This window comes from Candidatus Parakkermansia intestinigallinarum, from assembly GCF_944389695.1.
In the GTDB taxonomy this organism is placed as follows: Bacteria; Verrucomicrobiota; Verrucomicrobiia; order Verrucomicrobiales; family Akkermansiaceae; genus Akkermansia; species Akkermansia intestinigallinarum.
This window is the reverse complement of record NZ_CALXNG010000011.1, coordinates 38,605-63,695: the sequence shown is the minus strand read 5'-3', so window position 1 is coordinate 63,695 and position 25,091 is coordinate 38,605. Positions and strand designations below refer to the sequence as shown.

The following is a 25,091-nucleotide window of genomic DNA, read 5'->3' as shown; positions in this document are numbered from 1 at the left end:
GATGGGTCAGATTTCAAGAGGCAGGACGGGGATGGAGCGCATCGGCCGCGGGGCCGGCAGTTTGATGGTGGTGTCGACTTTGGGGCCGTCGGAGCGCGAGGGGTCGGTGTCTCCGAAGTTGATTTGCTCGGGCATGCCGCTGGAGGCGATGTCTTTTTCGGTGCGGTAGCGCGGGTTGAGTTCGAGGTTGCAGCCGTAGGGGTCTTCGCCGATGAGGGCGGAGCCCTTGGGCAGGACGGGCAGGACGGGCAGGACGCGCGAGTTGTTCAGGTCGCTCGCGTCGAGGAAGTCGACAAGGGTGGGCGAGCCGTCTCCGTGCACGGTGCAGCTGCCCAGGGTGACGTCGCCTTTCGGGAAGTATTCGCGGTAGACGGAGCGCGTGAGGACGGGGTTGCCGTCGCGCATGCGTGTCTCAAAGCAGAAGTTGGAGGCCATTTGCCCCGAGGCGGTGCAGATTTCGACTTCTTCGGTGTCGGCCGGCATGGGTATGGGCTCGTCAGGGTAGCGGCCGGAGGCGGCTTTGAAGACGGCGCCGAGGATGGGGCCGCAGGTGTCGGACGAGAAGGCTTCGGTGTAGATGGCTTTGTGGTCGTTGAGGAAGCCGATCCAGACGCCGCAGGTGAGGGATGAGTTGTAGCCGAAGAGGGCGTTGTCGGCGAAGTCGTAGTTGGTGCCGGTCTTGACGGCGCCGTTGAAGCTGTCCGGCAGGAAGGGTTGGACGCGCTGCGAGGCGCCTTTGAGCAGGGCGTCGCGCATGATGGAGTGCAGCCGGAAGGCGGTGCAGGGCTGCGTGGCGTTGGCCAGAACGGGCTTGATGGAGCGCGGGTTCTCCCAGAGGATTTTGCCTTGGCTGTCGGTGATTTTGGTGATGATGAAGGGGGCGACGGGCCGGCTGCCTGTGTTGGGGAAGACGGTGTAGGCGAGCACCATTTCGCGCAGGGAGGCGGGTTCCGTCCCCAAGAAGGTGCGCGGGTAGTACTGCGGGCGGGCTTCGGTGCTCTCAGGGTTGCGCGGCGGCGGGGTGATGCCGCAGTTTTGCAGGGTGGTGACGAAGGGTTTGGCGCAGCGTTTGGGGTCTGAGCTCAGTGCGATGGCGAGTCGCGCCGAGGCGGCGATTTTCGACCACTGGAGGGCTTGGCGCAGGGTGACGGAGTCCAGATAGCGGCCTTTGCTCACTTCCATGCCCCATTCGCCGAGCACGCCTTCGGCGCCGCCGATGCCGGCGAGGCGATTGTCCATGGCGTCGTCGATGAGTCGCGAGCAGGGGGAGTAGCCGTTTTCCAGAGCGCTCATGTAGAGGAAGGGCAGCATGGCCGTGCCGACGGGGCGCTTGCCGGCGTCGATGATGTCGAAGTTGTCTCGCTCAAAGTTGCGCCCGCCGACGTAGACGAGGACGCCGCCGGTCTTGTTATCCACGGCGTAGACGGCACCGTCGACGTAGCGGTGCTGCATGCTCTGCGGGTTGTCGCGATCGGAGAAGCGGACGTGCTGATAGTCTTCGCGGTTCTCGATGTTGTCAAGCTGGGCGGTCAGGGCTTGCTCGGCCGCGTCCTGCATGTCTTTATCGATGGTGGTGTGGATGCGCAGCCCGGCGGTCTTGACGATTTCTTCGCCGCGCACGGGGTCTTGGAAGACGGAGATGGCCTGATTCTGCACGATGGAGTGCAGGAAGGAGGTGTTGCGGCGCAGGGGTTTGGGGTTGAGTTCGAGCGGCAGTTTTTTCACGCGTTCGGCGTCTTCCGCGCTCAGGTAGCCGGCGCGCTGCATGCGGTCGATGACGTCGTTGCGCCAGCGGAAGTTGAGGTCGGGGTTGCGAACGGGGTTGTAGTTTTCCGGGTTTTTGATGAGGGCGGCAATGCTGGCGGCCTCGCGGACGGTGAGGTCTTTGGGCTCTTTGCCGAAGTAGCCCAGCGAGGCGGCGCGAATGCCGTAGTAGCCGCGCCCGAAGTAGACGCGGTTGAGGTAGAATTCCATGATCTGGCGCTTGTCATAGGTTTCTTCGATGCGCATGGCAAGGAAGATTTCGATGATTTTGCGCTCGTATTTGTCCCCGCCCTTGGCTTGGACGCGGCGCTCGAGGTCGTAGGCGTTGCGGGCAAGCTGCTGCGTGATGGTTGAGGCGCCTTGGTTGGTTTCGCCGTGGGCGGCCACGGCTTCTTTGGCGGCGCGCAGGATGCCCATGGGGTCAAAGCCGCTGTGCGACCAGAAGGTTTTGTCTTCCTGTGCGACGACGGCGTTGATCAGGTGGGGGGAGATTTGATCGAAGGTGACGTAGCTGCGATTTTCGTCGAAGATGCGGCCGATTTCCTTGCCGTTGCGGTCGTAGATGATGCAGGGGTGCTCGAGGTTGTTGATTTCGTTGAGGTCGAAGCTTTCGGCGTAGCGGCGGTATTTGTCCGTGACGAGCTGAAAGGCGAAGTAGCCGATACCCCCGAGCACGAGGGTCGTGATGATACCGAAGAGGAAGAGCATCAACAGACAACATTTGAAGCGCGAGCCGGACGACGCCGGTTTGCGATCGGCGCGTTGCCGCCTCCGATTTTCTGCCGCGCTGCGGCGCTTCTGGTAATCCTCAAGGTCGTCCATCTTGCGGGTTCAGGTTACCAGAATCGGGCGCGTAAATCAAGCGACAAATCCGCGCGCGCGCTGCTTCTTCGCAACATGACGCAGTTGCGGCTTTCTTTCCGTGCCCTTCTCGGTTCTTTCTCCGCCACCTTCCGATCGCTGTCCGTTTGCTCCGCGGCAGCCCTTCGGTCTCTTCGGGGTCTCTTCGGGGTCTCTTCGGGGTCTCTTCGGGGTCTCTTCGGGGTCTCTTCGGGGTCTCTTCGCGATCTCTTTGCAGCCTCTCCGAGGCCCCTTCACGGCTGCCTCGCGGCTTGCTCTGCTCGGGTCACTTTTCGAGCGAGTCACAGCCGCGCCTGATGCGGAAGAAGCCGATGAGAGCGAGGACGCAGAGGCCGACGCCGATCCACGTCGAGACGCCGACGGGCAGGCCGATGGCGCACTCGGGGGAGCAGAGGAGGTAGGCGCTGCAGACGGTCGTCATGAACAGTGCCGGCAGCAGGGCCATCCAGTACCAGCGGTTGCGACGGCGGAGCAAGACGGCAATGGCCCAGAGGGTGAAGCACGAGAGGAGCTGGTTGGACCAGCCGAAGTAGCGCCAGATGATGCCGAAGTCGATTTCGGAGATGATGATGACGGCAGCAAAGAGCGGGATGGCGATCCCGAAGCGCTTGAGTTTCGGCTCTTGGTTGATGTGGAGCATGTCGGCAATCATCAGGCGGCAGGAGCGCATGGCGGTGTCTCCGCTGGTGATGGGCAGGACGACGACGCCGATGACGGCAATGATGGCGCCCACGCTGCCGAGGTAGTCGGTGCAGGCTTGGTTGACGGCGGAGGCCGGGTCGGCAATGCAAAGTTGCATGAAGGTGGCGCGTACGGCCGATGCGTCGGCCCCGACGGCGTGCGCGACCATTTTGCCTCCCTGCTCCACTAGGGTGTAGTCGGTGAGCACGTTGCGCAGGGTCAGGCCGACCGTGGCCCAGATGAGCGCGACGAGGCCCTCGACGATCATGGCGCCGTAGAAGACGCGGCGCATGTTGCGGCGCTCGGGCAGGCAGCGCACCATCAGCGGGCTTTGCGTGGCGTGGAAGCCGGAGATGGCGCCGCAGGCGATGGTGACGAAGATCATCGGCCAAATGCTCAGGTGGGCATCGGGATGCACGTTGGTGAAGAAGTCGAGCTGCGGCAGGACTTCGTATTCGCCGAAGGGCATGCTCACCAGCAGGCCGACGGCCATGAAGATGAAGAGGGCGCCGAAGATGGGGTAGATGCGGCCGATGATGACGTCGATGGGCAGGACGGTCGCGAGGAAGTAATAGAGAAGGATGATGCCGCACCAGAGCATGACGGAGACCTCGGGCAGAAGGCCGTGGAGCATGCGGGCGGGACCCGTGGTGAAGACGACGCCCACGAGCAGCAGCAGCAGGATGCAGACGATGCGCATGGTCCACTGCGCCACGGGGCCGAGGTAGCGGCCGATGAGCTCAGGCAGGTTGGCGCCTTTGTGCTCCAGGGACATCATGGCGGCGAGGAAGTCGTGCATGGCGCCCGCCAGAATGCAGCCGAAGACGATCCAGAGGAGGGCAGCGGGGCCAAAGAGGGCGCCGGACAGGGCGCCGAAGACCGGCCCGAGGCCCGCAATGTTGAGCAGCTGAATCAGAAAGACCTTCCACGTCGGCAGCGGGATATAATCAACGCCGTCGCCCGCTGACACGGCGGGCATCACTTTCGGGCCGAAGGGGCCGTAGACGCGCTCCGCCAGACGCCCGTAGCAGAAGTAGCCGATGGCGAGTATGGCTACGCAGACAACAAAAACAGATAAGCCGGTTAACATCGCGCGGGCATGCTACACCATGAGGGACAGAAGCGCAAGCTTTTTTATCCGTTTGTTTGTCTTCGCGCTCGAGCTTAGAGCTTGTTTTCGGGTCATCGGCGCTTGGCGCGACTTTATTCCCGGGGCACACGGTGCATCACCATGCATATTTAAGCGATGTGAATTGATTGGCGATTTGAGCTTATATGCATGTTGCAATAATCATATTGTTTTGCTTCGGTGATTTTCTTTTTCATCGAAAACCAACTCGCGAGTCGAATGGGTACCCGTCTCTTTCTCCCCGTCGGCTCCGCTAGATTATGAGCGCGGCTTATTCCTAGCTAAGATCGGGATTTTGAGCGATATGAGCGCTCGCTATTATATGTGTTAATATCGCGAAGGCTTATTGGTGCCGGCCCGCATTCTGATTAACAAATTTTTATTTCGTTTGATCGGATGCTATGGGTCATCAGATAGAGCTTTGTGATTCTTTTGTCATTTTCGTGTTCGCTTTGTCTTTTGATTATCGCAAGTTCCGCTCCATTCTTCTCTTGACTGGCAAGCTTCTGGGGACGGACATCGCCGCGTTGGCGCGGATGCGGGACGGAAGCACCGGGATGGCCGGGGAGAGTCTTTTTCATGACTTTGTTGCGAAGGCGGCGTCGACGGATGCCGTGAGAGTCGGCCGCGGACGGCAGCCTCCCTGCTGCCGGAAAGGGTGCGCGGGTGCCGATGCGGCTTCCGTGGTATCGAAAGGTCTGACTGTGCAAGCTGCGCTTTCGATATTTCGTTAGACTCTCTCTTCGCCGCCGGGTTTTCCGAAATGTCTCTCTCAGATGAGCTTCTCCGATGAAAATGAATGAAAGAAATCTCATTGCAGGCTTGACAAAGAGGCAAAATATAAGATACCATCTCTGCGGTAATATGATGAGGATATCGACCAAAGGCAGATACGCGCTGCGAATCATGATTGATCTCGCACGGCACGCTCAGCATGAGCCGATCTCTCTGCGGGGTATTGCCGAACGGCAAAACATCACCAGCAAGTACATGGAGGGCATCATGGCGCTGTTGCTGCGCCATGATTTGCTGATCAGTTCTCGCGGCAAGATGGGCGGCTACCGTCTCTCCCGCTCGCCCGAGGAGTACACGGTCTACGAGATTCTCTGCGCCGCCGAGGGCGCGCTGGCTCCCGTGCAATGTTTGTCCGTTCAGGTCAACACCTGCCCGCTGCAGGATCAGTGCTCGACACTGCCGCTCTGGAAGGGGTTGGAGCTCGTTGTCAAGGATTATCTTGAAAAGGTTACTCTGGCTGATATTCTCGAGCGCGGAGAGCGGCCGGAGAACTGCGCGAGTTTGTGAGAACGGATGCCTCTTGCTCTCCCCCGAAGACGGAACAACCCGCTGCCGGAAGGCTGCGGGTTTTTGCTTGTTGGCGCAGGCTCCTTCCCCGCCGTCGGTCAGCGCAGCGCTCTGCCGCGGCTGTAAGGGCAAGGCGGAGCCGATTCAGCAATCGGCCGGGCCGCGCCAGGCCGCGCAACGGCACGAAACGGCACGAAACGGCACGAAACGGCACGAAACGGCACGAAACGGCACGAAACGGCACGAAACGGCACGCAAGGGCACGATACGGCGCACAAGGGCGCACAAGGGTGCACAAGGGCCGAACGACGGCGCGATTCGGTGCGACACGGCACCTGCGTTTCTCCCGCGAGCTTCTCAGCGCACCCACTGCCCCGCGCCTTCAGGCATCTTGCCCTGCGTGATGGGGTAGTAGAGGGTGGATTCGGTGTTCCCCATGAGCGGGATACCGAAGGCGGCCTTCCATTTCCGGCTCATGCTCTTGCCGGTGTAGCAGCCGTAGCTGCGGCAGTCGGCGTTGGGGGCGAAGATGTCCCGACGCACGGATTTGGCGAGGTCGTCTTCGTGAATCCACTGTTTCGAGGCGGCCATGATCGAGTTGCTGTAGTCGAGCATGAAGGCAAAACGGTTAGAGTGGCCGAAGTAGGTGAAGCTGGTGACTTTATCCCGCCCCTGCGGCGCGGCGTTGAGGGCTTTAATTGCCTGAGCGGCGGTATCGACCCACACGATGCGAACGCTGCGCTTAGAGGCTTCGGCGCTGATTTGGGATACGTAGTCCTGTCCGTCCTCGCGGCCGCGTGCGATGTAGGCGGGGCGGTAGACGATCCAGATGATGCGTGCGCGGGGGTTGGCGGCTTTGAGGTCGTCGATGCGGTTGGTGGCGGAGCGGATAAAGTTGGCCCACCATTTGTCGTGCTGAGAGGAGCCGCGAAGGTGTTCCCACGAGGTCAGAGCCACTCCTCCCGAGAGGACGACGTCCACGGCCTCTGCCAGCGAGCTGCAGAGTACCGCCATGCCACAGATCCATGCACAAAGCCGGCGTTTCATCGCGGCGCATTGTAACACAGGCATTCTGAGGCTGTCAAGCGCCGATCCGCGGGGCTAGAATGCGCTCCGGCGCCGCCCGTGGCGCCAAAAGGAGTCTCTTGTCTCACGGGCGGCTTGACGCGGGCGGCTTTTTCGTATAGTTTACCAAGCGAGTGTTACCCTTCTGCACGATGTCGATTTCTCCCTCTCTCCGCTCTGTCGTTCTTTCGCTATCGCTTTGTGGCCCGATTGTTTGTCCTGCGGATATTGCTGCCGCGACGGGCCCTACCCCTTTCCCTACCCCTTCCACGGCACTTTCTCCTGCCGCCGAGGCGCCTGCTTCGGCAAGGTCACTGGCGGAGGCTGCGGCGAGGGGTGATCTCGCCGAGCTGGAAGCTTGTCTCGCCGCAGGGGCCGACGCGAATGCGACGGATGACGACGGGTTCCGAGCCCTGCACCGCGCAGCCAATGCGGGGCAGAGGCAGGCGATGGCGCTTCTGCTGAAGGCGGGGGCAGACCCGAATCCGCGGGCGGACGACGGGACGACGCCGCTGCTGATGGCGGCTTTCCGCAACGATCTGCCGAGTGTCGAGCTTTTGCTGGCAGCGGGAGCGGATGCCCGACTCGCCAACCAACTCGGCAGCACGCCTCTGCATCAGGCCGCCGTGAAGGGCGATACGGCGATGATAGCGGCTTTGCTGGCGCGGGGTGCCGATCCGAAGGCTCGCGATGCGACGCGGCGCACGCCCCTGCACTTTGCCTGCACGTGGAATCACCCCGAGGCGGTCGATGCGCTGCTGGCGGCGGGAGCTGATCTCGATGCGGCGGGAGCCGACGGGAGCACGCCGCTGCACGAGGCGATTGTCTGGGGGCACAAGGAGCTGGCTCTGCATCTGCTGGACGGCGGTGCACCTGTGTCGAATGAGCGCTCGGCGGCGGGGACGCCGCTTCACCTCGCGACGTCCTGTATGTGGCCCGAGGTCGTTGAGCGTTTGATATGCCGAGGGGCTGATGTGAACGCGCGCGATGCCTACGGCCACACGCCGCTGCATATGGCGGCGGCGCTCGGCAGTGTCGAGATGGTCAAGCTGCTGCTTGAAAAGGGGGCTGATGCGAGTATCCGCGATGACAAGGGGGTCGGGGTGTCGGACGCGGCCGGCAGCCGCTGCCCCCTACCCGATGAGGAGAAGCAGCGGCGCGTGCGCGAGATTCGTCGGCTCATTCGCGAGGCTGAGGCGCGCTGAAGCGCACGGAGGGCGCTCTCGGGCAAGGTTGCGGCCGGGGCAACAGCCTCGGAGCTTGCCCCCGCAGCTCATGCACTCGGCACGCCTCTCTGCAGAAGCCCCGGGCTCCGGCATCGGCGGGCGTTTCCCGTCCTCCTGCATCGGCGGGCGCTCGGCTCAAGGCCGAGGGCGATTTGTGCGCCGCGGCTTGCGAGCTTCCGGCCCGGCGCCGATACGCGCTTCTCTGCCGCCCGCGCGGCGCGGCAGCTCAGTTGCGCGAGTGGGGCGGGCGGGCGTATGCCGCAACGAGGGCTAAGGCGGAAACCACGGCGCCGATGAGGATGAACTGCAGGTTTCGCGACTGACAGGCATCGAGCGCACGCGATAGCTCCGCATTCTGTGCGACTTCGGCTCCGCTTGCGCCCATGCTTAAATGCAAGGCAAGGAGGTACTGAGTATCATAGGAGTGCGGCCCAAAGGCGGATTCGAGGAAGAAGCCGTAGGGCAGTCCGGGTGCGTCGCTGACGACGGCGAACAGGAAGAGGCCCAACGCCGCGATGGCGAAAGCGACGGGTCTGTTGGGGTTGCCGCGGCGCACGAAGAGGTCGACCAACAAGACGGTCACCAGCAGCGAGTAGAGAGTCAGCAGACCGAAACGCAGCAAAATCAGCAGGGGCAGGTGCCAGTCGTCGAGGATGGCGATTTGAGCTCGGAGCGTGTCGCAATAACCGCCTTCGAGCGGGTGCCGGACGTAGAGCCACGTGACGGCGATTCCCAGGGCTGCGACGAGCACCATGTAAAGGCAGGAGGGGAAAAGCCCGGGCAGCTGGATGATTTTCGGCAGCAGCGGCAGGCAGCGCTTCTTGTGCACGGGCAGGCTCCAGCAGGGCAGCATGGCGTCGGCTACAGCCGCCAGCACCATGAAGCCGAGGGCCATGAGAAGCTGATTCTCGGTCAGCGACACATCGACGCCCAGTCCCCACATGGCCAGAAAGATGAGCAGGGGCAGCAGGCCGATGAGGCGCACGGATACGGAGCAATTTTCGGCAGGCGGGGCATAGCTGCGGCGAGCCAGTTCAAGGAAGAGGACGACGAGCAGGATAGCCCAGCTGCCCTGAAGTATCAGGGTGCCCGCCGAAGCCAGTTCATAACTGCCGTTCATGCCCGCGAAGGCGGTGAAGGACATGCTGCCGAAAGCGGCAAGCAAGCATCCGCCGTAGAGGCAGTAGCGGAAGACCGGGGCCAAGCCGGAGCAGAACATAAAAAAGGCGCTCAGCACGAGTCCGGCCTCCGCGGTGTGCAAGAGTGTCTGCAGGTGCCATCCCCGTGCATTGACGGCAACGGTGACGATCTTGTCGCCGTCGACGTAGCTCTCATAAACGACGGCGCCGCTCTCGGGCATGACGAGCAAGGAGAGGATGGCGGTCGTCAGGGCAATTTGCAGGAAGACGGAAAGCCAGATGCCCCAGACGATGCGGCGGGAGCTCAGGGGGGTGAGGCGCATGAAGTTGGTCCCTCGGATGCGCGTGTCGGCGCTGACGGCCTGTGCCGCGCGCAGGGGGATGACGATCATGAGCAGGAGCGGAGCCAGGCTGCTGACGGAGTCCAGGCCTCCGTCCATCGAGCGCAGCCAGATGTAGAGAAGGATCAGCGCGTAGCTGATGAGGAAGAAAGGGCTGCGGTAGGTTTGCCGCAGGTCTCTGATCAGAGCGGCGGGCAGGTAATCCGAGAAGTTACGCTGATTCATGGCGGCGGGCAAGGATGTTAACGAAGGTTTCTTCGAGGGTGTGCTGATGGGGTCTGAAGGAGATCAGGCTGTAGCTTGCGGCGAGGCGCCGGAGTTCGGCAGAGAGCTGAACTTCCGAGGAGGCCGGCGCGGCTTCGCCTTCGCGGGCGGGCGCCGGCACGAAGAGGGCCGTGACGCAGCTGAGGCTCGAGCCCGGGCGCGGCGGCAGGGCGGCGGCGGACTTCCAGAGGGGGGAGGCGCTGAGGTCGGCGACGAGGGCAGCGGGGTCGTCGAGCAGTTCGATGTGTATCTGCTGCCCGACGGTCTCGCTCGCGGCGGCGTTTTCGAGCTCTTGCCGGGAGCCGCGCCCGATGATGCGGCCTTCGTCCATGAAGATCATGCTGTCGCACATCTCGGAGAGTTCCGAGAGGATGTGGGAGCTGATGAGGAGAGTCTTGCCCTGTGATTTGAGCTGCTGCACCAGCTGTTTGAACTCGATGCGCGCCTGCGGGTCGAGGCCGGCGGCGGGCTCGTCCATGACCAGCAGGTCGGGGTTGCCGATGAGGGTTCGCGCGAGGCAGAGCCGCTGCTTCTGCCCCTTGGAGAGGCGGTTGATGCGCCGGTCCTCCAAGTCGCTGAGCCCGCAGAAGGCGATGACGCGATCCACTTCGCTGATGCGCTGCCGGCCGACGAGTCCGTAGCTGCGGGCGTAGTAGTCGATGAAGTCGCGGATGGTCGTGTGGGGGACGGTCTCAAAGTCATCGGGCATCCAGCCGATGCGCGCGATGACTTTTTCGGGTTCGGACAAGAGGTCGATGCCGTCGATCTCGACCGAGCCGGAGTCGGGGAGGTCTTGCGTGGTGATGATGCGCATGGCCGTGGTCTTGCCGGCGCCGTTGGCGCCGATGAGGCCGACGGAGCAAGCGCGAGGCAGTTCGAAGCTGATGTCGTCCACGGCCTTTACGGCGTCGAAGTGGCGCACGAGGTGGCTGACGCGAAGCAGGGGCGGCTGTTGCGGAGGGGCCGAGAGCGGGGCGCCTGGGCTCGCCGAAGGGGGTGTGTCGGGGCTCGTCATGATGGTGTCGCTGGTGGTGTCGCCGGAAAAGGGGGCTGTCTGTCAGGGCTTATGATAGGGAGAACCGCGCGGGCTTGTCAAGCCTTATGCGTGACTTCACAAGGCGGTGCGCGAGAAAGTGCGGCATCGCTTGCGGGCCCGCTCCGGCAACGTGTACAGGCTTGCTCCGGCAACGGGCCCGGCGTTCGGTCATGCGGGCGCGGCGGGATCCGCGAATGCCCTGCCTCGGCGCGGCGGAGGGGCGCGGGGAAGCGGGCGCGAATCGGTGAAATTCGGGCTCGGCGGTATTCGCGTCGCGCTGCGGGTGCATCCCGGCCTTGACTTTGAGGGCGCGGGGTGGTAGAAACTGAGGCTATGGACGATCTTATTCTCGATCACCGCATCGCCAGCTACGAGTGCGGTGCCGATATGCTGCTGAAGCCCTCCGGCTTTCTGCATTTCTGCCAAGAGGTGGCTGAGATGCACGCGGATCGCCATGGTCTCGGCTTTGAGTGGGGCTTGTCACACGGGCTCATCTGGGTGGAGGTTCAGGGCGATTTCGAGTTTCTGCGCCGCCCGCGCTGGAAGGAGCGCGTGACGCTGCGCACGAACACGGGCAAGGCGTCCCCCCTTCAGGCGCGGCGCTTCGTCGAGATGTGCGATGAGGCGGGGCAGACGCTGGCGCGGGCGGATCTCATGTGGGTGCTCATTGATGTGAAGTCTCGCCGCCCGACGCCCTTCCGCAAAGCTGAGCTTGAGCTGCCCGACTCCCCGGCACCGATTTGTTCGCCGCCGGATGCGGAAGCGGCGGCTCTTGCCGCAGCGGCCAAGCCGCAGTGTTGTTCGCTGGTGGCTACGCAGAGGGATGTCGATTTCAACGGGCATATTAACAACGCCTCTTACCTCATCTGGGTGCTCGATACGCTGCCGGGCGACCTGCGGCCGGACGGCGAGCTGCGGCGCGTGCACGTTGCGTTCCGCCACGAGACGATGGCGGGCACGCCTCTCGATATCACCCACCGCGTTGCGGGCAAGGCCGGGCATCACGAGATCAGCGGCGAGGGCCGCTTGCGTGCCGCGCTCGACTTGCTGTGGCTCTGAGTCTCGCAGTGCGGCTTGCGGAAGGGGACGAAGTATGATATCCTTGCGGAGATGAAGGATTTGAGTTTCGACGAACGTATCGACGCGCTTTGCGAGCGGCAGTGCGCCTTCGCTCTCTACCGCCTGCCGGGCGGGCAGCACGATCATTTCTGCATGCAGGAGGACGGGCGCTGCGGCGACGCGCGCGCGACGCTCGATTGCCTGAGCGGGGAGACGGGGCCGGCCTTCGTCATCAGCCCCTTTGTCGGCGAGCCGCTCTGCCTGCGCTGCGAGCTCTCTGAGCCCCCGCGCACCGGGCGCTTCCGCCGCTCGGAGCTGCGCGAGCTGCCGCCGCCCACGACGCGCGAGGCCTACCGCGAGCTGTTTGAGGCCTGCCGTCGGCAGCTGCACCGCGAGGGCGAGTCGGGGCTTCGCAAGTTGGTGCTGGCGCGCTGCTGCGATGAGCCGAGGCCGGAGGGCTTCAGCCCCGCCGCGGCTTTCCGCCGTCTCTGCGAGGAGGCGCCCCGCAGCTTCCGCGCGCTGATGCACACGCCGCAGACGGGCACGTGGCTCTGCGCGACGCCGGAGCTGCTGCTCAGCGGCAGTGCCGACAGCTGGGAGACGATGGCGCTGGCGGGGACGCGCCGATGCAGCGCGGAGCCGTGGGATGCGAAGAATGCCGAGGAGCAGGCTCTCGTCGCGCTTCATGTGCGCGCCGCCGTCGCAGGCGTCACGGAGCGCCTTGAGGAGCAGCCGGCCGAGTCGCTGCCGGCCGGGGAGATTGAGCATCTCTGCTCGCGCATGACTTTCCGCATGAGTCGCCGCTACCTGCCGCAGTTGATTGACGAGCTGCAACCCACGCCGGCGGTCAGCGGGTACCCCGTGCGGCTCGCTATGGAGTATCTGCGCCGGCATCCCGATACGGAGCGCGGCTGCTACGCCGGCTTCCTCGGCCCGGTCGATGCCTGCAGTGCGCGTTTCTTTGTGATGCTCCGCTGTATGCAGGTCTTGCCCGATCGCTGCCGTCTCTACGCCGGGGGCGGCATCATGCCGGATTCGTGCGAGGAGGACGAGTGGCTTGAGACGGAGGCGAAGATGGAGCCGATGCGCCGCCTGCTGCGCTGAGGCCTCCCCCGCTCGGGGTTTCCCCTGCCCCTCGGTGTTTCCCCTGCCCCTCGGTGTTTCCCCCTGCCCCTCGGTGTTTTCCCCCTCCCCCTCTGTGTTTTCCCCCCTGCCGCAGGTGTTGCCCGTGCCGCGGCATCGGTGGCGGCGCGTCGCCGTCGGGCAGCGGGCGGCGGGGCGAGACCGGATGAGCTGCGTCATTTTGGGGATGCGGGCGCGTTTTTTGATTGACGAGCCATGAGGCGCCGAGTAGTATGAGGACAGTGAGAGCGTTCGGCTCCCCCTTCTTCATGTTCCCTTGCACGATGAAACGAATCGTCCTCTACGCCTGCCTGACCGGCATGGTCTCCGCCGCGGCTCTCGCCGATGAGGCGGGCTCCGTCCAAGCGCCTGCAAACGCTCCGTCTCCCGAGGCTCGGGAGGTATCGAAGGAGCTGCTCTCGCCCGTCGCGAGTGCGCTCTCGAAGCTGACCTACGTCAGCGAGGCCAAGCCCCGCCTCGATGCGAAGTATTATGTCTTTCTGCACACGGCCAGCTGGTGTGCGTCCTGCCGCGTTTCGATGCCCAAGGTGATTCAGGCCATCGAGGAGATGGAGGCGGAGAAGGCGCCGATCGAGGTGGTGCTCGTCAGCTACGACCACACGGCGACCGAGGGGCTGCGCTACGCGCAGTCTTCCGGCCATGACTTTCCCGTCGTGATGGACGGCGCACAGGGCATCTACAGCGTTCCCGGCAACAAGAGAGCCGGGGGGATTCCGGACATTCGCATTGTCACGGCGGACGGCGAGCTCGTGTACTCGGGTCTCGCGAAGTATCTGCTGGACTGGAAGGAGCATATCAGCAAGTTTGAACGGGAACGGAGCCGATAATCCCCGCTTTCCCCCCTTTCCCCGCCTTCCCCCGCCTTCCCCGCTTTCTGCCCGCGCCTTGCGTACGATTTCACGCCATTTTTCCCAACTCACCCGCCCATTCTCGGCTCTGACGAGCCGGAAACACCCCACCCGCAACCACACCATACGAAACACATGAATATCAAAAAGCTGTTTGCCTGCACGCTCGTGCTGGCTGCCGTCGCCGCAACCCCGCTGAGCTTCGCCGATGGCGAAGCCGCCGAGACGCCGACCGTTCGCTCTGCCGTCAAGTCCGTCAAGAGCTTCAACGGCAAAATCAACAAGAAGGCCAAGTATTACATCTACCTGCAGTCCGCCAGCTGGTGCGGCCCCTGCAATGCCGAGATGCCCGAGCTGGCCAAGATGTATCCCAAGATGAAGAGGGCGGGTGTGGAGCTCATTCTCGTGAGCGCCGACCGCGATGAAGAGACTGCCAAGGCCTTCCTCAAGAAGTACAAGGCGGGGTTCCCCGGCGTGATGCCCGCTGAGGCGGCGGATTTCCCGGGCTTCCAGCCGGCTTCCGGCATTCCGAATGCGATTATCGTCGACTACAAGGGCAATGTGCTGAAGTCCGGCCACGGCAGCATCATCAAGCAGTGGAAGGAAATCTGCAAGCCTGACAAGAAGGACGACAAGTAAGACGCCCGCTGCGCGCAGCGGCACGAGCTGCGGCACGCGCCGCTGCCGCCGTTACACCTCCGTCTTCGCAGCCCCGCCCGTCGGTCACAACCGGCGAGCGGGGCTGTTGTGCAGGGGGCGCGGCGAGGGCATCGGCGAAAAAAGCCGGGAGGGGCAGGCAAAATCCGATTGACGAAGGGCGGCGCTTCGCGCTACAATGAGGCCGCTATGAAAGAAACACTCGAGGATCTCAAGTCCCGCCGCAGCTGCCGCAAGTACAAGCCGCAGCAGATCAGCCAGGAGGAGCTCAACACCGTGCTGGAGGTCGGCCGCTTCGCTCCCACGGGGCACGGCCAGCAGTCGCCGCAGATGGTTGTGGTGCAGGATCCTGAGCTTGTCAGCAAGCTTTCCCGCCTGAATGCGGAGGTGATGGGCACGACGCGCGACCCGTTCTACGGGGCGCCCACGCTCGTAATTGTGTTCGCGGATGCGACTTCTCGCACGGGTATTCAGGACGCCTGCTGCGTGATGGTCACGCTGCTCAATGCTGCGCACGCCGTCGGTCTGGGCTCCTGCTGGATCAATAGAGCCAAGGAGATGTTTGAGCTGCCCGAGGGTTTTGAGCTCATGCAGCAGTGGGGCATCAAAGACAATTACGAAGGGCTGACCATCTGCATTCTCGGCTACGAGGATGAGGGGGGAGTCATGCCGCCCAAGCCTCGCCGCGAGGGCTATGTCATGTACGTGTGAGGGCTGAGCCCCATCCCGATTTCTCACGCTTTCGATGTAACGAGACCCCGGCGAAGTCGCTTCGCCGGGGTCTTTTCGTAGCGGGTGTGTGCCGCAGAGCCGCAGAGCCGCAGAGCCGCAGGGTCACAGAGCCGCATCGAGCGGGGCGGACGCGTCATTCGCGCATGGCCAGCTCGCGGCGCATCATGAGAGCAACGGTCGAATAGAGTTCACGGCGGGAGAGGGAACCGACCAAGCGCCGCTCGGCGCCCTCGGTGACGGGCAGGGCGCGGCAGTCGCTGTGTTGAAAAATCTCGAGCGCCGTCGGCAGGCTCAGATCAGCATCGAGCAAGGGGACGCTTGCATCAATCAGGTCTCCGGCGCAAGACGAGGGCGGCAGCGGGCGGTCGAGCACGGCGGCGCGGCGCACGACGCCGAGGCAGCAGCCTTGGGCATCCTGAACGGGGACGTTCGCCCCGGGGTGCCGCAGCATGAGGCGCATCACGCGCTCGAGAGGCGTTCGGGGTCCGACGCGCAGGGGGAGCGGGCGGCAGAGGTCGCGGACGCGCAGGTCTCGCAGGGGGGCGTCGAAGGCAGAGGGAGGCCCGGATCGCACGGAGGCATCGTAGAGCGAGCGACCGGGCAGCAGGCGGCCCAGCGAGTAGGCAAAGCCCACCGCGAGCATGAGGGGGAAAATGAGCCGGGCGCTCATCGACAGCTCGATGACGAGCAGCAGAGCCGTCACGGGGGTGCGACCGGCGACGGCGAAAAAGCCCGCCATGCCGATGAAGGCGTAGGCGAGGGCATGCCCCGGCCGGGCGATGCCTGCGGCCTCAGCCCCGCAGCCGAAGAGGTAGCCGACAAAGGCGCCGAGCATGAGCGTAGGCGTCAGCACTCCGCCCATCGTGCCGACGCCGAAGACGACGGCCACCATGAGAGCCTTGAGCAGCAGCAGGGAGGCTGCTTGCTCAAGACTGAATTCGCCGAAGCGAAGGGCGCTTATTGCCTCATAACCGTTGCCGACGATGTAAGGCTCGCTCATCGCGATGCAACCTACGGCCAGTCCCGCCAACATCATGCGAGGCACCAGCCAGAGTAAAGAGCCCGATAGCAGTCGGCGCATCAGGTTGAGCCAAGCGACCCAGAGCTTGCCGAGCACCGCTGCCGCCAAGCCCAACACGAGGCAACCGCCGAGCTCGGCTGAGGTGCCGAAGGAGGCCGGCAGTTCAAAAAGGGCCCCTGCCCCGCCCATCATCCACAGCAAGGAACAGGCCGCGCAGGAAGCGAGCAGGAGGGGAGCGAGCGTGCCGATGCTGAAGGTGCCGACGACGACTTCGCAGACAAACAGGCAGGCGGACAGAGGGGTGTGAAAGGCAACCGTCATGCCCGCCGCAGCGCCGCAGCCCGTCATGAGCCGCAGCCGCGACGGTGAGACATACAGCCGGCGCCCGATGCCCGAGGCCGCCACGGCGGATATCTGGATGAGGGCGCCTTCTTTGCCGATGGCGGCCCCGGTTCCCAAGCTCAGCACGGCGGAGAGGCTCCGCAGCAGCCCGCGGCGACAAGGCAGGCGCCCGTTGCCCAGCGAAAAGGCCTCCATGTATTCGGGCTGGGGATGCTTGGCGTTTCGCAGGGCGCAGAGAAGCACGAGCCCCGCGGGCAAAGCCCCGAGCGCGGGCAATACCAAGCGCATGGCGCCGGGCAGAGACGCAAAGCAGGCGACGCGATCAAGCTCGAGTTGCCCGGTGAAGAGGTACTGCACCAGCCGTGTCGCCTCCTCAAACAGAAGGGCGGCCGCGGCGCCCGCCAATCCCATCAGCAGAGCCTGCACAACGATGGCCTGCCACTCGCCGATGTGCAGCAGACGCATGAGGCGCAGCAGGCGGAGCAGGCCGGAGTAGCGCCGGTGCAGCGATCCGTGGTGAACAGGCATGGCGGCAAATCAGCAGAAACGGGCGGCGCGGGGAGGAGGGGACGGCGGGCTTTGCGGAGCCCCCCGCGTCGCAGCGCCTCAGGCAGCCGAGCCGACGTGGGGGAAGGCGGTGCGGGAGGGCGCGTGCACGCCGCGAGCGGGAGCGGTCAGGCGTCGGTGGCCACGCCGTCGCGAATCATCAGAACGCGGTCGCCGCGCGAGGCAATCTGGCGGTCGTGGGTGACGATCACCAGCGTTTTGTTGCCCTCTTCCGCCAGCCCGAAGAGCAGGTCGAGAATCTGGGCACCGATGCGGGAGTCGAGGTTGCCGGTGGGTTCGTCGGCAAAAATGATGTCGGGATCGTTGGCGAGGGCGCGGGCGATGGCCACGCGCTGCTGCTCACCGCCGGAGAGCTCGTTGGGGAGGTGATCCATGCGGTCGGAGAGCCCGACGCGCTCGAGCAGCATGCGCACGCGCTCCGTTGCTTCGCGCCCCGCGACGGCCGTCGCCAGCGATGCGTTTTCGATGGCCGTCAGCTCGGGCATGAGCATGTAGTTCTGGAAGATGAAGCCCATCATGCGGTTGCGGAAGAGGGCGCGCTTGCGCAGCGAGAGCGCGTATATGTTTTGCCCGTCCACGATCACCTCGCCCTGCTGCGGAGGCTCGAGCCCGGCCAGCGTGTACATCAGGGTCGTTTTGCCCGCGCCGCTCGGGCCGCAGAGGAAGACGCGCTCGCCGCGCTTCACATGCAGCGACAGCCCGTGGAGCACCTCAACCTGCTTTTTGCCGATGCTGTAACTGCGGTGCAGATCCGTTCCGCGTATCATGAGCGTGCCAGTTCGATGTTGTCAATCAGGCGCACATCGCCGAACCAAGCGGCCACCGCCAGCAGGGCCGGGCGGCTCTCGTCCGTCAGTTCGTGAAGTGTCTCGGCATCCGTCAGTTCGACGTAATCGGCGCGGACGCCCGGCAGAGCCTCGAGTTCTGCCCGCACGCGGTTGCAAATCGCCGTCGGGGATTCTCCGGCCGAGTAGGCCTCGCGGGCTTTCAGCAGGCTGCGGCGTATCGTCGGAGCCGCAGCCCGGTGCTCGGGCGTGAGGCGCACGTTGCGGCTGGAAAGAGCCAAGCCGTCCGGCTCGCGCACGATCTCGGCACCGTGCAGCGTCACGGGAATGTCGAGGTCGCGCACCATGCGGCGCAGGATCGCCAGCTGCTGGTAGTCCTTCTTGCCGAAGACGGCATCCGTCGGCTGCACCAAGTTGAAAAGCTTGTTGACCACGAGGCAGACGCCGGCGAAATGGCCGGGGCGCTTCGCGCCGCAGAGGACGGTTGACAGGTGAGTCTCCTCCAGACGAATCGAGCGATCCGGGCAATACATGATCTCCGGCGTCGGCATAAAGACCAGATCAACCCCGCAGGACTCACAGACGGCCAGATCATCCGCGGGAGTCTGCGGATAGGTGGCCAGATCCGAGGCGTTGTCAAACTGAACGGGGTTGAGAAACACGCTGGCCACCACGAAGCCGTCGCAGCCGGCGAGCTCGCGGGCCATGCGCAGCAGCGAGGCATGCCCCTCATGCAGGGCTCCCATGGTGGGCACCAGCACCACGCGACGCCCGCGCACCGGTGCGAGTGCAGCGCGCAGCTCCTCTTTGGTTCGTGAAATCTGCATGGGGGGATTGTATCACTGATCCGCCCCGCGTTCAAGGCCGATCTCCGTCCTCCCCTCTTTCCCCGCCGTCCTCTCATGGCCCGCCGTCCGCTCATGCCCCACCTTCCCCCGACGCGACCCGACGCAAGCTGCCGAAACGACGCTTCGCCGAAGAGGGGGAATAACTGCAAATCCCTGACACCGCAGCACCGATCGCAGCTTGACTCGCCACCGTCGCCATGCTATATTCTGCCCAAGCTTACGCAATGAATAACCAGCTCTACATCTACGATTGCCTCACCGGAAAACTGCGTGTTTCAGACGGCAGCATGATGCCCGTCGGCGCAGGGAAACGCAACACCTTCCGCGTCGAAATGGATCGCGAAAACGGCGGCTCCTTCGTGCAGCGCGACGAGGTTTGCCGCTTCTTTCCGCACGGCAACATCGAGAGCTACTCGCTCAACGGCATCAGACTGAAAGGCGATTGCGTCATCAAGCCCAACAACCTCTACCTCATGGTGCTCGCCGGCGGCTGCATCATCTGCTGGTACGGAGACCCGGCCAAACGGCCGAACTTCAGCGGCTACGACCCCGGGACCTGGTACGTCTACGATCGCGAGGCCAGCAGCTGGCACGGTCCGTATGCCCTGCCCGAGCTCAAGGCCATTGCCGCCAAACTGCCGGAGAGCGCCTTGGCCACCTTCAGGGGCCTCGAGCACTGCGCCTTTTACCTCAGAGATCTGACGGAGGTCATCCGGCATCTCGAACGCGGCTCGGCGGTTCCCGCCACCGAGGCTCAGGTCGAGCAGGCCGAGTTGCCGACGGAGCTGCGCTGCCCGTCCTGCTGGGAAAGCTTCAAACGCCGCGAAGCTCTGGCCATTGCGACGCACCCCGACCTGACCTCCGACTCCATTCTCGGCGAGGATGCCATGCAGCGCTTCCTGCCCACGCAACTCAACAGCCACGGCCTGCCCCTCGATGACCGCGGCTCGCCCTGCAGCGAATACGCCTGCCCGCACTGCCACTGCAAGCTGCCGCCCTTCTTCGACAGCACGCGCCAGCACATTTTCTCGCTCATCGGCGTGCCGGCCTCGGGCAAGTCCTACTACCTCGCCTCGATGCTCCACGAGCTCGAGCACGAACTGGCGCGCGAGTTCGGCATGCCCTTCCGCGATGCCGACCCGGCGTCCAACGCTCCGCTCAACGACATGCGCATGCGCCTCTTCTCCGGCGGCTCGGAGAAGGAGACCTACATCGGCAAAACGCGGCTGCAGAGCAGCCTCTACCACCGCGTGTGGCGGCACAATCATTTCTACTCGATGCCCTGCCCCTTCATCTACCGCCTCAACAAGGGCAGTGAAGCCTATTCGCTGGTGTTTTACGACAACGCCGGCGAAAACTTCAACCCCGGGGTACCGGCGGACCAGGCCATCGCCGCCGAACACCTCAACGTCGCCTCCGGGCTCTTCTTCCTCTTCGACCCCACGGCCAATCCCGAGTTCCGCAGTCTGCTCAAGGACAACAAAGACCCGCAGTTGCGCACCGACAACAACATGGCCGGTCGCCAATCCATGCTGCTGGCCGAAACCGAGATGCGCCTGCGCACACAACTCAACCTGCCGCCGAACAAAAAGCTCGACGTACCCCTCGCCTTCATCATCGGCAAGAGCGATACCTGGAGCCATCTTCTGGGTCCCGAGCCGCTGCTGCCGCTGGTGCGCTCCGGCATGTTCATGCCCGAGCACGTCAACGCCAACTCGGCGCGTCTGAGGCAGTTTCTCTTCAATGTCACGCCGCATCTCTGCATGAATGCCGAATCCATTTCGAACAACGTGCGCTACTTCATGGTCTCATCACTGGGCGAGTCTCCGGTGGAGTTCACGGACGACCAAGGGCAGACCCTGCTGGCGCCGCGCTCGGGCATGGTGCATCCCTTCCGCGTGACCGATCCCGTTCTCTGGGCTCTGAGCTGTGCCGAGCCGGCACTCCTGCCCAGCTCACAACACTGAGCGAACAGCCATGTCGTACCAGCTTGTCTTTACCAGCGCAGCGCGGCTTCTCGACGTCACGGCGGCACCGGGTTACGGCGTCGTAGCGCGCACGGCGGGCATGTCCAAGGCGCTCTCCGACAAGCTGATTACCATCAGCGGTTTCAAAGAGAGAGGCGTCAGCGGCATCGTCGGCCCGCAGTACAGCTATCGGCGCATCGAGCATCGCGGCAACGCCTGCCACGTCCTCACGGTGGCGCAATCGGCGGGCAGCGACTACAGCGGCCGCAGTTGTTACATTGCACACCATCTGGTGCTCACCGCCGATGAGGTCGCCGCAATGCGGCACAATTCCAAACGCCCCACGCCCGCCGGCATCATCCATGCGCTGGAGCAAAGCGGCTTCTGGATGAAAACGTGGGAGGGTGAGCCCCGCGAGCTGAGCGGAGACCCCAAACTCTCCGCCGCCCTGCTGCCCGATGCGACCGTGCAGGCGACGTGGAAGGCCCTCACCGGGCACAAAAGCAATGCACGTGCCTTCTTCACCCCGCCCTACGAAGGCGAATGCCTCTGTCTGGTGCCCGAGGGTATCCTCTCAGAACAACTGCTCCTGCTGATCAACGAAAGCGACTGGCTCTCCTCGTCCCGAGGCTGGGGGCGCACCTTCACCACCCACGGCAACGAGACAGACAGCTTCTCGACCACCCAGCGCATCTTCGCCAACGAGGGCAGCTCGCTGCAAGAGCGCGCCTACCGCTCGCAGCGCCCCATTCTGCGCATCCTGCCCGATCTCATCCTGCCGGTACCGGATCCCACCGCCGAGGGGCCCGGTCGGCGTCCGGCGCAGGACTCCGACTCACCCCTCTCGAGCATCAACGTCCCCCCCTCTACCACGAGCATGGCGGGCTGGCCCTACCGCTACTGCGAATCGGACGACAGCGAAACCTACGACTTTCCGCCCAAGCGACTCAACTGGCTGCGTCTCTGCGGACTGCTGCTCGGCATTGCCGTCCTCGCCTCCGGGCTCTCCATCCTCGTCGAGCATCACTACGCGCGCACGGCGGCGGCGGCCAGCGCCTCTGCCTCGCCCTCCCAACGCGGCAACGGAAGCCGGAGCAGCCACCGACGCCCCAAGAGCTCGCTGCCGGAAAATGCGCTCGACAGCGGAACCGTCGTCGGAGCCAAACTCACGCAGCAGGATATCGTTGCCAGACTGCGCGACCTCAGCCGAGAGCCCTACAGCCACAACAACACGCAGCTCGTGCTCGACAAGCTTGAAAAGGGAGCTCTCGAGCTCGAAGCGACCGACGACGCAGAGCTGCAACAGCTCATCAACTGCCTGCGAGCTCTCAACCGCGCCTCCGCCATCACGACGGGCTTCGCCGATGATCTGTCGATCATGATGGACTTCATCGAAAGCTACAACCGCCAAGCCGAAGAAGCCGAGCGGCTCGATGCCCAGTCCCTGTGCTCGCTCTACATGAACGAGGCGACCTACGGCCGCATTCCCGACCACAGGTGGCACCGCGCCCTGCTCGACGACCTCCGGAGCTGGAGGGCTCTGCTGGACAAATATCCGCTGCTGCGCATCTGGTTGAGATCCAACAGTGCCTACATGGGCATTCTGCTGAGCCGCTGCGCGTCCGCAGACGACGAAGGGCTTCAGACTTCGCCCTCCGTTCCGCGCTTCCGCCCGGAGCCCGCCGTCGACGGCCGCCCGGCCGACAGCGGCAGACGAAACACCTACCCCTCCCCTCGCCCGAACAAGCTCCGGCCTCTTCCCCTTCCGTCCGCCGAGAGGCCGGAAGGAGCGGACAATGCGGCCCCCGCTCAACCCTCGAGCCAACCCGCGCCTCAACCCGGGGTTCAACCCTCGAGCCAACCCGCGAGACAACTCGAGCCGCAACCCGCGAACCAACTCGGCGCAAACGGCAGCGCCCTGCGGCAGCAAGCGGCGCGTCCAGCAACCTACGTCGGCACTCCGCAGCCCGTGAGCACCCCTCCGGATACGGCTCCGGCAGTCGGGGCACCTGTTGATCCCACACTCGGCCGCCCTGCCCAGTCACCTTCGCCCCGGGCGGAAGAACGCCCTGCCCATGAAGCATAATGGCCGGAGCCCCCTCCCCAGAACAGCTGCGTGAACGCCACCTTCGGCAGCTGAGACGCTACGCGCTGGAAGGCAACAACGAGCGCCTCGAAGAGCTGCTCGCGTCCATGATTGCTCAAGACCCGACGGACCACTTTGCCGCCGAAGAACTCGAGCGCCTGCACCGAGGCGAGCGCCTCTGCATCCTCGAAAGCAGCCGCGAGCGACGGGAGCGCCTGCACCGAGAGAAAGTCAGCCGCCTCATCGAGCTGTGCAACGACTACACCACGCGGCGCCGCGAATGGGTCGACCTGCCCTCGCGGCAACTGAGGGAATACCGAGACCTCGTCAGCCGCGCCGTTCCGCCGCAGCAAGCCTCGGGCTTTCTGCGCGAGCTCGACCATCTGCTCAACAGGCGCCGGAGTTCCCTCATCCGCCGCGGGGTGCTGGCCGCCGCGGGGCTGAGCCTAGCTCTCGTCATCGTCCTAGGCGTCAAAGTCTGCAACGAACAGGCCCTCGCCCTTGACGAAAACCTGCGCGTTGCTCTTCTCAACGACGATTGGACCCGCGTCGAACAACAGCTTGCCGAAGCCGACTCCTTCACCCTGCGGCTCTGCAGCCAGCAACTGCGCCAGCGCATCGACCTCGCCGAAAAATGGCAGCAGCAGCAACGCGCCGAATACGCCCGCCTCCGCGACAGACTCGTCGCCTGGCAAAACAACCCGGCCGAGCTCGCCGCTCTCGGCGAAGCCTACCACCGCCGCTACGCATCCGAACTCAGCAAACTCGCCGTACCCCACAGCGACCTGAGCCGCCGCTGGCACGAGCTAGAGACCAGCCTTCGGCAAGAGCAATACCACCGCATCACCCGACTGGGCGACCAACTACGCGCCCCGCTCCCGCCCCTTCCCGCCATGACGGGCGATACGCAGGCCGACACCGCCGCCATCGCCGCCCATCGCCGACTCATCGAGCAGCGGCGCGACGCCTTCCGACAAGCCCCGCCCGACTACGGCTTCAGCCCGGACATCATCGAGCACCTGAGCCCCCGAGAAAAGCAGCTCGACGCCCTCGAGCAAGACATCGCCGGCCTGCAACGCCTCATCCGCGACCTGTCGCAAGCCGACAACTACCGGAGCTACACGAGTATCCTCAAGGGCTACGCTCCTCAGGCATACGGCCCCGCGCTCGCCCTCGTGAACGGCGTGCGGGATTTGCCGCATGAAGGGGACCTGCTCGAACACGTGCGCAACAGCGGCGTCGGCGTCCCGCACGACATCCTGGACAAAGCCCTGCGCAGAGGCGGCAGCTCCTTCCCCGCCGCCGTTCCGGCCACACATGAACAGACCGGGCTGGCCGAGCAAATCTTCGTATCCGTGCCGCTCAACCGCGTCTTCTACCGCTACCGCAACGCAGAAGGCGCCACCGCCCTCTGCGAGGAAAAAGCCGTCGCCATCCGCGATGTCCGCAGCTACGTCGACGTGCGCATCACCCGCTCCGTTTTCGACCCGAACTACAAAGTCGACGGCGAGAACACCTTTGTGTGGCCCTACGCGGAATCCGTGACGGAAACCGTCATCGATGCCACCCCGCTGCTCGAAGCCGCCGGCCTCGAACGCCCCCTCTTTTACGGCGGCAACCTGCCGCACATGCTCGAAAGCGTCATCAACGGAGAGGCCCCGCACTGTCCCCCGCTCGCCCGCGCCTACCTCTACGACCTGCTGCGCCGCATCACGCTCGGACACAGCAGCCGAGAAGTCAGCGGCCTGAGCTTCTCGCCCTCGATGCGCGCCGACTTCCGCTCCTTCGAAAAGCTTTGCCGTGAATGCCGCCTCAACTTCGAAGACGGCATGTGGCTGCGCGAAAGCCCCCGCCATACGCGCCTCAACGAAATCTTTGCCGCTTGGTTCCGCCTGCGTCAAGGCCGCCATTATAGCCGGGAAATTGCTGATAACTTCTCGGAAATCGCCGACATACGCCCCCACTACGCGGGCTTCATCGGCCCGGACGGGCAACTGATCCTCAGCCCGAAGCAAGCGGGAAAACTGCCGCAGGGCAGTCGCCTCTGGTACCTGAGTCGCCGCAGCGACAACAACCGCGCCGCAGCCGGCGCGAGCGGCGCTGACGGGGAGCCCGCCCTCTCCGTCGGCCATTGCGGAGAAGCTCTCGATGACCCCATCCCCCTCAGCCCCGTCTTCACCGTCAAATAAGCCGAGCGCGACGCGCCGCCGCGAAGACCGTCGCTCGCC

The 25,091-nt window shown here is 64.4% G+C and carries 19 protein-coding genes; 11 read left to right on the top strand and 8 right to left on the bottom strand.

Annotated elements, in window-relative coordinates:
• Nucleotides 1-6: 6 nt before the first annotated feature.
• The gene (locus tag AC6UAL_RS04775; RefSeq protein WP_500682225.1) at nt 7-2,586 is read right to left on the bottom strand and encodes a transglycosylase domain-containing protein; all 2,580 of its coding nucleotides are present in this window, start codon (nt 2,584-2,586) and stop codon (nt 7-9) included.
• 304 nt (nt 2,587-2,890) lie between these two features.
• Entirely contained in the window at nt 2,891-4,396 is a 1,506-nt protein-coding gene (locus AC6UAL_RS04770; protein WP_500682224.1) for a carbon starvation CstA family protein, read from the bottom strand.
• Between the two features lie 440 nt (nt 4,397-4,836).
• On the opposite strand from AC6UAL_RS04770, the gene AC6UAL_RS04765 reads away from it, so the two are divergent.
• On the top strand, nt 4,837-5,169 hold the full coding sequence (locus tag AC6UAL_RS04765; RefSeq protein WP_500682223.1) for a hypothetical protein: 333 nt from the start codon (nt 4,837-4,839) through the stop codon (nt 5,167-5,169).
• Nucleotides 5,170-5,299: 130 nt separating this feature from the next.
• Nucleotides 5,300-5,737 (top strand): RrF2 family transcriptional regulator, encoded by a 438-nt coding sequence (locus AC6UAL_RS04760; protein ID WP_500682222.1) that lies wholly within the window; start codon nt 5,300-5,302, stop codon nt 5,735-5,737.
• A 357-nt stretch (nt 5,738-6,094) separates the two neighbouring features.
• Here the strand turns inward: AC6UAL_RS04760 and AC6UAL_RS04755 are convergent, their stop codons facing one another.
• Entirely contained in the window at nt 6,095-6,784 is a 690-nt protein-coding gene (locus AC6UAL_RS04755) for a hypothetical protein (RefSeq protein WP_500682221.1), read from the bottom strand.
• Between the two features lie 170 nt (nt 6,785-6,954).
• On the opposite strand from AC6UAL_RS04755, the gene AC6UAL_RS04750 reads away from it, so the two are divergent.
• The gene (locus AC6UAL_RS04750; RefSeq protein WP_500682220.1) at nt 6,955-8,007 is read left to right on the top strand and encodes an ankyrin repeat domain-containing protein; all 1,053 of its coding nucleotides are present in this window, start codon (nt 6,955-6,957) and stop codon (nt 8,005-8,007) included.
• Between the two features lie 247 nt (nt 8,008-8,254).
• On the opposite strand, the gene AC6UAL_RS04745 is transcribed toward AC6UAL_RS04750, so the two are convergent.
• Together AC6UAL_RS04745 and AC6UAL_RS04740 are read right to left on the bottom strand one after the other, a co-directional pair.
• Nucleotides 8,255-9,733: a hypothetical protein gene (locus AC6UAL_RS04745; RefSeq protein WP_500682219.1), complete on the bottom strand. Its 1,479-nt coding sequence runs from the start codon at nt 9,731-9,733 to the stop codon at nt 8,255-8,257.
• Complete coding sequence (locus AC6UAL_RS04740; protein ID WP_500682218.1) at nt 9,720-10,787, bottom strand: ABC transporter ATP-binding protein; 1,068 nt, start codon at nt 10,785-10,787, stop codon at nt 9,720-9,722. Before AC6UAL_RS04740 ends, AC6UAL_RS04745 begins: the two co-directional genes overlap by 14 nt.
• Before the next feature lie 354 nt (nt 10,788-11,141).
• Here AC6UAL_RS04740 and AC6UAL_RS04735 point away from each other — a divergent pair, with 354 nt between their 5' ends.
• The 5 genes from AC6UAL_RS04735 to AC6UAL_RS04715 all read left to right on the top strand — a co-directional run bounded on the left by AC6UAL_RS04735 (nt 11,142) and on the right by AC6UAL_RS04715 (nt 15,226).
• Nucleotides 11,142-11,867, top strand: a complete 726-nt coding sequence (locus tag AC6UAL_RS04735; RefSeq protein ID WP_500682217.1) for an acyl-[acyl-carrier-protein] thioesterase — start codon at nt 11,142-11,144, stop codon at nt 11,865-11,867.
• A 51-nt stretch (nt 11,868-11,918) separates the two neighbouring features.
• Nucleotides 11,919-12,971: a chorismate-binding protein gene (locus tag AC6UAL_RS04730; RefSeq protein WP_500682216.1), complete on the top strand. Its 1,053-nt coding sequence runs from the start codon at nt 11,919-11,921 to the stop codon at nt 12,969-12,971.
• 302 nt (nt 12,972-13,273) lie between these two features.
• On the top strand, nt 13,274-13,837 hold the full coding sequence (locus tag AC6UAL_RS04725) for a TlpA family protein disulfide reductase (protein WP_500682215.1): 564 nt from the start codon (nt 13,274-13,276) through the stop codon (nt 13,835-13,837).
• Nucleotides 13,838-13,993: 156 nt separating this feature from the next.
• Nucleotides 13,994-14,497, top strand: a complete 504-nt coding sequence (locus AC6UAL_RS04720; protein WP_500682214.1) for a TlpA disulfide reductase family protein — start codon at nt 13,994-13,996, stop codon at nt 14,495-14,497.
• 207 nt (nt 14,498-14,704) lie between these two features.
• Nucleotides 14,705-15,226 (top strand): nitroreductase, encoded by a 522-nt coding sequence (locus AC6UAL_RS04715; protein WP_500682213.1) that lies wholly within the window; start codon nt 14,705-14,707, stop codon nt 15,224-15,226.
• Between the two features lie 154 nt (nt 15,227-15,380).
• On the opposite strand, the gene AC6UAL_RS04710 is transcribed toward AC6UAL_RS04715, so the two are convergent.
• From AC6UAL_RS04710 to panC, 3 genes are all read right to left on the bottom strand, one after another.
• A complete protein-coding gene (locus AC6UAL_RS04710) occupies nt 15,381-17,138 on the bottom strand; it encodes a chloride channel protein (protein ID WP_500682212.1) in 1,758 nt (585 codons plus the stop codon).
• Nucleotides 17,139-17,284: 146 nt separating this feature from the next.
• A complete protein-coding gene (locus AC6UAL_RS04705) occupies nt 17,285-17,944 on the bottom strand; it encodes an ABC transporter ATP-binding protein (protein WP_500682211.1) in 660 nt (219 codons plus the stop codon).
• Nucleotides 17,941-18,789, bottom strand: coding sequence for a pantoate--beta-alanine ligase (gene panC / locus AC6UAL_RS04700; RefSeq protein ID WP_500682210.1), 849 nt, complete (start codon nt 18,787-18,789; stop codon nt 17,941-17,943). The genes AC6UAL_RS04705 and panC overlap by 4 nt, the downstream gene beginning before the upstream one ends.
• A 245-nt stretch (nt 18,790-19,034) precedes the next feature.
• Here panC and AC6UAL_RS04695 point away from each other — a divergent pair, with 245 nt between their 5' ends.
• The 3 genes from AC6UAL_RS04695 to AC6UAL_RS04685 are packed head-to-tail and all read left to right on the top strand — an operon-like array spanning nt 19,035 to nt 25,052.
• A complete protein-coding gene (locus AC6UAL_RS04695) occupies nt 19,035-20,777 on the top strand; it encodes a hypothetical protein (RefSeq protein ID WP_500682209.1) in 1,743 nt (580 codons plus the stop codon).
• A gap of 10 nt (nt 20,778-20,787) precedes the next feature.
• A complete protein-coding gene (locus AC6UAL_RS04690; RefSeq protein WP_500682208.1) occupies nt 20,788-22,863 on the top strand; it encodes a GAP1-N2 domain-containing protein in 2,076 nt (691 codons plus the stop codon).
• Nucleotides 22,863-25,052, top strand: a complete 2,190-nt coding sequence (locus AC6UAL_RS04685) for a hypothetical protein (RefSeq protein ID WP_500682207.1) — start codon at nt 22,863-22,865, stop codon at nt 25,050-25,052. The genes AC6UAL_RS04690 and AC6UAL_RS04685 overlap by 1 nt, the downstream gene beginning before the upstream one ends.
• The last annotated feature ends 39 nt before the right edge of the window (nt 25,053-25,091 follow it).